Origin of the sequence: Niveibacterium sp. 24ML (assembly GCF_026586805.1) — a bacterium.
Lineage (GTDB): Bacteria > Pseudomonadota > Gammaproteobacteria > Burkholderiales > Rhodocyclaceae > Niveibacterium.
On the sequence record NZ_JAPFHA010000034.1, the window covers coordinates 24,036 to 32,674 of the forward strand.

Sequence of the window (8,639 nt, forward strand, 5' to 3'; positions counted from 1 at the left end):
ACGAAGGGCTATCGAGGGAGGATTGCACCATGGGGACGCTTTCTACAAAACCGGCCTTTGGAAAGCCGGCAGGGCGCGAGTTGCCTTTTCCTGAAAGCATTGAACAGGTAAAGGACGCCGCAGAGCCCTTTCGCAGTTTGTTAGCCGCACGTTTTGCGCAAGCGGGCGAGACGCCGCGCGCAATCATCCACACGCCAAGGTTTCAGACCTTCGGGCTGTCGATCCCGGAGAACACCCTGGCCCTGGGGCAGGGCTTCTGGTGGGTGGCATTTGCCGAGGCAGACGGTACAACACTGGTGCGCGAAGCCAGCTTTGCCGAGACGCGGGTGGTTGAACTCTCGCAACTGCTTTTGCATGGCGAGCTGCGCCTGGACACCGGGGCGGCGGAAACGAGTTGTGTGCTGGGCTTCAACATGGTGGGTGCGGATCTTTTCCGCGCGGTGGTGAGGGAAATCCTGCTTGGCTTGCCGGGCAATGCCGCAATACAGGCGGGCGATGCGCCACGCAGCGCGCCTGTGCTTGATCTGTCATTCAAGCTGCGAAGTGCGATGCAGGAATCCATGCCTGCCGGTGATGCCTTGCGCGGCTTGGCCAGTTGGCCGTCGGTGCCGGGAAAAGGCGGGCGCGAACTGGTGCCGGCAGGGCTGTTGGCCATCGCAGATCGCTACCTCTGCGTCATTCTCGATGCCTTGCCGCCGCGCGAAGGCCAGCCACCTGCCGGGCTATCCAGCTGGGGCAAGGTGGTGACCTACGTGAACCGTGCGTATCCACTTTCCTGGACGCTGGCGGCAGTCGAGCGCGGCTCGGAATTGTGCTTGCTGGTCGGGCTGGGGCGGGCGTCGAGCTTGCGGATCGGCCTGCCTTCGTCGTCGGTGCTCGCGCTGGAGCGGGAACTGGATGCGCTCCGGGAGCCTCCGCCCAAATCCTTGCATTGATTGATTCGGGGCCGATGGATCGAGACCGGCGCGCGCCGCGATCCATCCGGGCCTACTTCACGAATCCGATCTCGCGAGCGGTGACTGCGCCGATCAGGCACTGATCAAGGCTCTTCGCCTGTTCGGGCGGCCCGGATTCGCTCGGCAAGCGGCCCGCCATCAATTCACAGAATCGTTGGGGAAGGCGCGGCTGGGCGTCCGGTTCCGCGTAGCCCTGCGGGTAGATCGGCTCCAGGCTTGCTGGATCGTATTTGTCAGAGGCGCCCAGGGCGTGAAGCATCTCGTGCGCGATCACCACATCGTTGCTGCGTTGCATGGCACGACTGGCAAACACGTGGGCGATTGCAATCTGCCCGCGTTCGAGTCCGTGTGAGCTTGGTACGCGTCCGTCGGACGGATCCCAGTAATGGACGAACAGGCGCACGTGGGGGCGAGGTGTAGCCGTGGGCAAGCGCCAAACCCACCAGCGCACCTTCAGGCTCCAGATGATGGCGCCGAGCATGCCTGCGTTCTTCGGCGCAGCGGGCGGCCCCGCGGTGAGCGCAGCTTGTAACGTCAGGCGAACCGGCATCATCGTGGCTACGCCATAGCGCCGTGCTTCGTCCGCCAGAAAGCGCTCGATCGGCAAGAGCTGCTCGCGATCCAGCGCGGCGATGCGGCTTGCGGCGGCGGCACTGCCATCGGCATTGATCGGATACACCGCAACATGCAGCGTGTCTTGCCAGTCAGTCGCGGCGTGTTTGGCGCGCCAGGCATCCAGTGCTACGGTCGCAAGAACCAGTAGCAGCAGCGCGATCCGGATTGTTTTCCACATGGGCGGCATATTGCCACGGAGCGCTAGCGAACCCAGGTGCGGCGGCGTCTGATACACCGCAACAAAGTCGGGCCGTCACTGCTTTGGCAGATTTCCCTTGTGTGCGATACTTCTCGGCTAAGGAGGGCGCGCTCGCTGTTGAGTGGCGCCATCAATGAAATAATCCGGCAGACACCCGTTAGAGGTGTCATCCGTTCAACTTATCTCCCCGGGTTCATGTTGCGGCGCACAGCGCCAGCGGCTTTTGAGCCCCTGGGGCAGGTGGCTCGCAATGAAGATTCTCGTAACGGGTGCAGCCGGTTTCATCGGCATGCACACCAGTCTGCGCCTGCTTGAGCGCGGCGATACCGTCGTTGGTCTCGACAACCTCAACGACTACTACGATCCACAGATCAAGCGCGACCGCCTTGCGCGACTGACGCCGCACCCGAATTTCCGCTTCGTGCTGATGGACGTTGCTGATCGCCCATCAATCGAAAAGCTGTTCGCCGAAGAAAAGTTCGATCGCGTCGTGCATTTAGCGGCGCAAGCCGGCGTGCGCTACTCGCTGGTCAATCCGCACGCCTACATCGAATCCAACATCGTTGGCTTCACCAACATCCTTGAAGGCTGCCGCCACAACAAGGTCGAGCACCTCGTGTACGCGAGCAGTTCAAGCGTCTACGGCGGTAACGAGAAGATGCCCTTCTCGGAATCGGATAGCGTCGATCACCCGGTCAGCCTGTACGCCGCGACCAAAAAGGCCAATGAGTTGATGGCTCACACCTACAGCCATCTCTACGGCCTGCCGACCACCGGCCTGCGCTTCTTCACCGTGTATGGCCCCTGGGGCCGCCCCGACATGGCGCTGTTCCTCTTCACCAAAGCCATCCTCGAAGGCCGCCCGATCGACGTTTACAACTACGGCAAGATGCAGCGCGATTTCACCTACATCGACGACATTGTCGAAGGCGTCATCCGCACTCTCGACCGCCCGGCCGAACCCAACGCCGATTTCGACCCGCAAAACCCCGACCCCGCTACTGCGCGAGCGCCGTATCGTGTGTTCAACATCGGCAATCAAGGGCCGGTGGAATTGCTGTCCTTCATTGAGGCGATTGAATCTGCGTTGGGTATGAAAGCAGAGAAAAACCTGCTACCGATTCAGCCGGGTGATGTGCCCGCAACATACGCCGACGTTTCGGCGCTCACCGCCTGGTCAAGCCATCGTCCCGCCACTGCGATCAAGGCGGGGGTTGTTCGGTTCATTGACTGGTACCGCGGCTACTACGCTTCGTAGGCTTCAAATCCTCAGCTACGGTCTTTCGGACGCAGTTGTTTCCCTCAATTTCTTTTGCTCGAATTAAATCATGGCTATTCAGGCAGTCATTCTTTCAGGCGGCTCCGGTACCCGCATGTGGCCCGCTTCGCGCGAGTCTTATCCCAAGCAACTACTCGCTCTGGCTTCGTCGAACACGATGCTTCAAGAGACGGCCATGCGACTCAATGGCTTGGTCGATGCGCTTGAGGACACGATTGTTGTCACGAACGACGACTATCGTTTCGTGATTGCGGAGCAGTTGCGTCAAATTGGCAAACAAGGGACCATCGTCCTCGAGCCCGTTGGTCGGAATACCGCGCCAGCATTAACGCTCGCCGCGCTAGCTGCATGTCGCAACGGTGACGACCCGGTCTTGTTGGTCATGCCCGCCGACCACGTGATTCAAGATCTGTCGGCGTTTCAGGCTGCCATTCAGGATGGCGCACGCCGGGCCGAAGCAGGCGCATTTGTGACGTTCGGAATCGTTCCCGATCGACCGGAAACTGGGTACGGGTACATCCGCACCGGTGCGATTGTCGCGGACAATTCGGCTGCACTCGAGCTCGCAGCTTTTGTTGAAAAACCGAACACTGAAACCGCGCAGCGGTATGTCAGCAGTGGCGAGTATCTCTGGAACAGCGGCATTTTTGTTCTCAAGGCAAGTCGCTGGCTCGCTGCAATCGAGCATTTCAATCCCGAAATGGCCGAGGCTTGTCGGGCGGCTATTGCGGTGGCGAAAGACGATGGTGACTTCGTTCGCGTCGATAAGCAGGCCTTTCTTCGCAGTCCGTCCGATTCGATTGACTATGCAGTTATGGAGCCGCTGTCAGGAGCTGCTCATATCGGGCGCGGTGTAGTTATCCCGCTATCGGCTGGGTGGTCGGATGTCGGTGCTTGGGATGCGCTCTGGCAGGTAAGCGACAAAGATGAGTCCGGTAATGCAGTCCGTGGCAACGCGATGCTCGAGGGCTGCAAAGACAGTTTCGTGTTTGCAGAGTCCCGCTTGGTGGCGGGTATTGGCCTCAAAGACGTCGTAGTTGTCGAAACACCTGACGCCGTAATGGTTGCCCATAAGAACAACACCCAGGACGTCAAGAAGATCGTCGCTCGGCTCAAATCCGACGGGAAGACGCTCGCGCAGAACCATCGCAAGGTCTTCCGCCCGTGGGGCTGGTACGACAGCATTGACCTTGGCGATCGTTTCCAGGTCAAGCGCATTGGCGTGAACCCAGGTGCCAAGCTGAGTCTTCAGATGCACCATCATCGAGCTGAGCATTGGATTGTCGTGAGCGGTACTGCAGAAGTGACCAACGGCGACAAAGTGATGCTGTTGACGGAGAATCAATCAACCTACATTTCGCTGGGCACAACGCATCGTTTGGCAAACCCGGGGAAGGTGCCTCTTGAAATCATCGAGGTGCAGTCAGGGTCCTACCTTGGGGAAGATGACATCGTGCGCTTTGAGGATACTTACGGGCGCTGCGAATGACCCAATTGTTCCGAGCCCTATGGGTCTATCGAGGTTTCATTCTTGGTAGCGTAAAGCGCGAGTTCCAGCTCAAATACAGCAACTCCATTCTTGGTGCGGCTTGGAATGTGCTTAACCCACTGGCAATGATCGCGGTCTATACCGTGATTTTTGCTGAGGTAATGCGAGCCAAGCTGCCGGGTGTAGATAGCTCCTATGCCTACAGTATTTATCTATGTGCTGGGCTGCTAATTTGGGGTCTGTTTGCCGAAATTGTAACGCGGGCGCAGACAGTGTTCATTGAGAACGCCAATCTTCTAAAGAAGCTGAGTTTTCCTCGAATGTGTCTGCCAGTCATCGTCGTTCTCAGCGCGGGCGTCAATTTTTGCATTGTTTTCTTTTTGTTTACGCTCTTCTTAATTGTCTCCGGAAATTTTCCGGGCGTCCCATATCTCGCCGTAATTCCCCTTACAGCCATCCTTGTTGCCTTCTCCGTTGGCCTCGGTGTATCGCTCGGCGTGCTCAACGTCTTCTTTCGCGATATTGGACAGTTCTTCGGCATATTCATCACGTTCTGGTTTTGGCTGACCCCAATTGTCTATCCTGCGTCGACGGTGCCTGATAGCGTTCGCTCCTTTCTTGCATGGAACCCAATGGCCGGGCTGATTGAGTCCTATCAGAAGGTTTTCGTTGCCGGGCAATGGCCCGAATGGCAGCGCCTATGGCCTGCTGGGGTGGTCGGAGTGATGCTTTGTTTGCTGGGCTTGGGACTCTTTCGTCGCCACGCAGGCGAAATTGTGGATGAACTCTGATGGGAAGCATATCTCTTGTTAATGTTGGAAAGGCTTACAAGCACTACCCCGATCGTTGGTCGCGGCTCGTCGAGTGGCTACTTCCTGATGCCGCAAGGCCATTGCATCAATTAAAGTGGGTACTGCAGGATGTGTCGTTTACGATTCGTCCCGGCGAAGCCGTGGGTATCGTCGGCGTGAATGGGGCCGGCAAGAGCACGTTGCTCAAGATGATTACCGGAACTACGCAGCCGACGACCGGACAAATCCGAGTAACTGGCCGTATTGCAGCCCTACTTGAACTGGGAATGGGCTTTCATCCCGATTTCACTGGAAGACAAAATGTGATCGTGGCAGGTCAGCTTCAAGGACTGACCGGCGACCAAATGCAGGATCTCATGCCAGCCATTGAAGCGTTTGCTGAAATCGGCGAGTATATCGATGAGCCTTTGAGGGTTTACTCAAGCGGCATGCAGGTGCGGCTGGCGTTTGCTGTGGCAACTGCCGTGAGGCCAGACATACTGATCGTTGATGAGGCGCTATCTGTTGGTGACGCCCGATTTCAGGCCAAGTGCTATGCGAGGGTGGCCGACTTCAAAGCGCAAGGCACGACCTTGTTGCTGGTTACGCATAGCGTTGGCGATGTCGTAAAGCACTGTGACCGCGCGTTGCTATTGAAGAATGGTCGCCTCGAGATGGACGGCGCCTCGCGGGACGTTACCAATCGATACCTGGACGAGTTGTTCGGAAAAGCTTCAAATCGATCAGGCGCGGACGAGGTCGAGAGCGTAGTTTCCTCTAGCTTGTCATCTGACGGGGTAGACCGATTCCATGAGAGGTCAAGCTACCGCAAGGAAGAGCATCGTTGGGGGGGCGGTGGTGCGGCAATTATCGATTACGAAATCGTAGCCGATGGAAAGAGCGCGCCCGCACAAATTGAAAGCGGGGCGCTCGTCGACTTCTACTTCAAGGTTCGCTTTGATATCGACGTGACTGAAGTTGTTCCTGGAATTCTTGTGAAGTCCTTGGAGGGAATATTCCTTTTTGGCACAAATTCATTTCTGGCGTCAGAGGGGAAGACAAGAATAGGAGCCGGAGCCGGAGAGGTGAGAGTGTTCAGGTTCTCGATGCCAATGCGCCTCAATGAAGGGCACTACCTAGTGTCGTTTGGAATATCTTCAGGCGATCCTCAGGGAGATTTGACTCCGATTGATCGTCGGTACGATTCGGTTCTGGTTCATGTTTATCGCCAGCAGCCCTTCTGGGGAATCGTCGATTTGACGTCGACCTTCGAAGACTGTTCGGTTGCAATGGAGACAACGAGTTGTCTGGCGAACTTCTGAAGTTGGTGGCAGATCTTCCTGAGGTGTATCAGCCCATCTTTGGGCACCCCGAGCTGTCGTCCGGGGTCTCACGGGGCTGCCAAGATCGTCTTGACTACATAGCGCCTATTCATAATGCGCTTCGAGCTGCGTTTGGGCGCGACCTTCGGGTGCTCGATTTGGGGTGTGCTCAAGGCTTCTTTTCATTGAGTTTGGCAGGGCTCGGTGCCCACGTGCATGGCGTGGACTTGCTTGACAAAAACATCGCCGTGTGTGAACACCTAGCGCGCGAGCAGTCTGGTCTGGCATTGAGGTTTGAGACTGCTCGGCTTGAAACTGTCGTAGAGCGTCTGGCACCGGGCCAATATGATTTGGTTCTCGGTCTGAGCGTATTTCATCACCTTATCCATGAGCAAGGGGTTGCGCCTGTTCAAGCGATCTTAAGTCGTTTGGCGGAGTGTGCCAATGCCCTCGTTGTTGAGTTTGCTCTTCGCGATGAGCCACTCTATTGGGGGCCATCCCAGCCGCGCCTGCCTCGAGAGTTGCTATGTGGCAGTAGTTTTGTGCATCAATTGGCTCTATGCCCCACGCATTTGTCGGAAATCCAGCGCCCCTTGTTTTACGCGAGCAATCGCTGGTTGGTTTTCGCGGAGACAGCATATCCATTCATTAGCTGTGCAACTGATCCCCATCAGTTGGCTCACAACACACATGAAGCCAGTCGTCTCTATTTCGTTGGGGATGAGTTTGTTGCCAAGCAGTATCTCCTCGATCATCCCACTCGCGGATGGCATAACAAGAACGAGGCTGAGCGTGAGCGTGAATTTTTGGCGAGCCCTCTGGATGGATTTGCGGCGCCGCAGCTCATTGGAGCAGCGCAAAGCGAATCCGAGGCGTTGGTCGTCATGGAGCGGTTGCACGGAAGGTTGCTCTTAGATCTGTTAATGGAAGGTGCGGTGCTTAACAGGATGTCTATTTTGCGCCAGATCCTTGAGCAACTCGTCGTGCTTGAACGCGCCGGGATCTATCACAATGACATTCGTACATGGAACGTCTTAGTTGACGACCATGGCTCTGCCCGGCTAATTGACTTTGGGGCCCTTTGCAGTGCGCCGGTAGACTGTGTTTGGCCGCGCAACGTGTTCTTGGCGTTTTTTATCTTCGTACGTGAGTTAGCTACTGGCCAAGTAGACAATCCTGATCCGTTGCGCACAATTGCCATTAGTCCAAATAGTCTGCCTGAGCCATATCGTGGTTGGGCGCTAAGAGTATGGCAAGACCCTCCGACCAAATGGAGCTTTTTTCGGATGTTGACGTATCTCGACGCTAGTTCTGATCCTCTCGGCGATGTGACTGCGAACGATGTTTGGAATTCGGCTATGGAAGCTGCGCTCCAGGAACAAAAGCGCTTTGCTCAGGCGCTTCGAGACCGGCTTGACGCATTTCAGACCACACATGTAATCGAAAGTCAGAAGTTCAATGACGAATTGTCTGAGGTTGGTAGCAACCTCAAAGAGTTGGATGCGGTGCGCCGCGAATGCGCGGATCGGGCTGACTTGCTGCAACAGCAGGCGCACCAGATGGCTTTGCGTGCGGTCGAGGCTGAGACACTTGCTGCTGCGCGTGCCCGCGAAGTTGATCAAAGTGCAGCTCACATGCGAGAGCTAGTAGAGATCGCTAAATATCAGGCAGAGCTTTTCAATCAGCAGTTCGCTGTACGATTTACTCAATTTGAATCGACCTTGGCCGCTAGGCAAGCCGATTCTCTCGCTACTCATGCGCATCTCGAATGGGCGCAAGCGCGAGTGACTGAAGTAGAAACGCAGAATCAGCGCCTTTACGAGCAGGCCTTGCGTCGCGCCGATGAGGCTCATGCGGCTTTGCGCGCCGCTGAGGCCCGTGCGGCGAGTGAGGAACGTAGGGCGATGAGCTTTGAGGCTGAGCTTTTACTCGCACGAGCAGAGAAGCTCGAAGCGGGTTCAGCGTGCGAACGCGCTGAGCAACGGTGC

7 protein-coding genes are annotated in these 8,639 nt (G+C 56.8%); 6 read left to right on the plus strand and 1 reads right to left on the minus strand.

Annotated features, from left to right (window positions below; all coding sequences use genetic code 11):
- Positions 1-29 precede the first annotated feature (29 nt).
- Positions 30-935 (plus strand): hypothetical protein, encoded by a 906-nt coding sequence (locus OPU71_RS19960; protein WP_267729828.1) that lies wholly within the window; start codon positions 30-32, stop codon positions 933-935.
- Positions 936-987: 52 nt separating this feature from the next.
- Here the strand turns inward: OPU71_RS19960 and OPU71_RS19965 are convergent, their stop codons facing one another.
- Entirely contained in the window at positions 988-1,749 is a 762-nt protein-coding gene (locus OPU71_RS19965; protein WP_267729829.1) for a hypothetical protein, read from the minus strand.
- Positions 1,750-2,020: 271 nt separating this feature from the next.
- On the opposite strand from OPU71_RS19965, the gene OPU71_RS19970 reads away from it, so the two are divergent.
- From OPU71_RS19970 to OPU71_RS19990, 5 genes are all read left to right on the plus strand, one after another.
- Positions 2,021-3,028, plus strand: a complete 1,008-nt coding sequence (locus OPU71_RS19970; protein ID WP_267729830.1) for an NAD-dependent epimerase — start codon at positions 2,021-2,023, stop codon at positions 3,026-3,028.
- 70 nt (positions 3,029-3,098) lie between these two features.
- The gene (locus OPU71_RS19975) at positions 3,099-4,538 is read left to right on the plus strand and encodes a mannose-1-phosphate guanylyltransferase/mannose-6-phosphate isomerase (protein ID WP_267729831.1); all 1,440 of its coding nucleotides are present in this window, start codon (positions 3,099-3,101) and stop codon (positions 4,536-4,538) included.
- Positions 4,535-5,329, plus strand: a complete 795-nt coding sequence (locus tag OPU71_RS19980) for an ABC transporter permease (protein ID WP_267729832.1) — start codon at positions 4,535-4,537, stop codon at positions 5,327-5,329. Before OPU71_RS19975 ends, OPU71_RS19980 begins: the two co-directional genes overlap by 4 nt.
- Positions 5,329-6,651 carry an ABC transporter ATP-binding protein gene (locus OPU71_RS19985; RefSeq protein WP_267729833.1) on the plus strand — a complete coding sequence of 441 codons (1,323 nt, stop codon included), beginning with the start codon at positions 5,329-5,331 and terminating at the stop codon, positions 6,649-6,651. The genes OPU71_RS19980 and OPU71_RS19985 overlap by 1 nt, the downstream gene beginning before the upstream one ends.
- A partial coding sequence (locus OPU71_RS19990; protein ID WP_267729834.1) for a methyltransferase domain-containing protein occupies positions 6,633-8,639 on the plus strand: 2,007 nt, incomplete at its 3' end. The genes OPU71_RS19985 and OPU71_RS19990, both read left to right, overlap by 19 nt.

Excerpts from the sequence above, each read along its gene's own strand:
- OPU71_RS19975 (WP_267729831.1), top strand. The coding sequence starts at position 3,099 with ATGGCTATTCAGGCAGTCATTCTTTCAGGCGGCTCCGGTACCCGCATG.
- OPU71_RS19970 (WP_267729830.1), top strand. The coding sequence starts at position 2,021 with ATGAAGATTCTCGTAACGGGTGCAGCCGGTTTCATCGGCATGCACACC.
- OPU71_RS19965 (WP_267729829.1), bottom strand. The coding sequence starts at position 1,749 with ATGTGGAAAACAATCCGGATCGCGCTGCTGCTACTGGTTCTTGCGACC.
- OPU71_RS19980 (WP_267729832.1), top strand. The coding sequence starts at position 4,535 with ATGACCCAATTGTTCCGAGCCCTATGGGTCTATCGAGGTTTCATTCTT.
- OPU71_RS19960 (WP_267729828.1), top strand. The coding sequence starts at position 30 with ATGGGGACGCTTTCTACAAAACCGGCCTTTGGAAAGCCGGCAGGGCGC.
- OPU71_RS19985 (WP_267729833.1), top strand. The coding sequence starts at position 5,329 with ATGGGAAGCATATCTCTTGTTAATGTTGGAAAGGCTTACAAGCACTAC.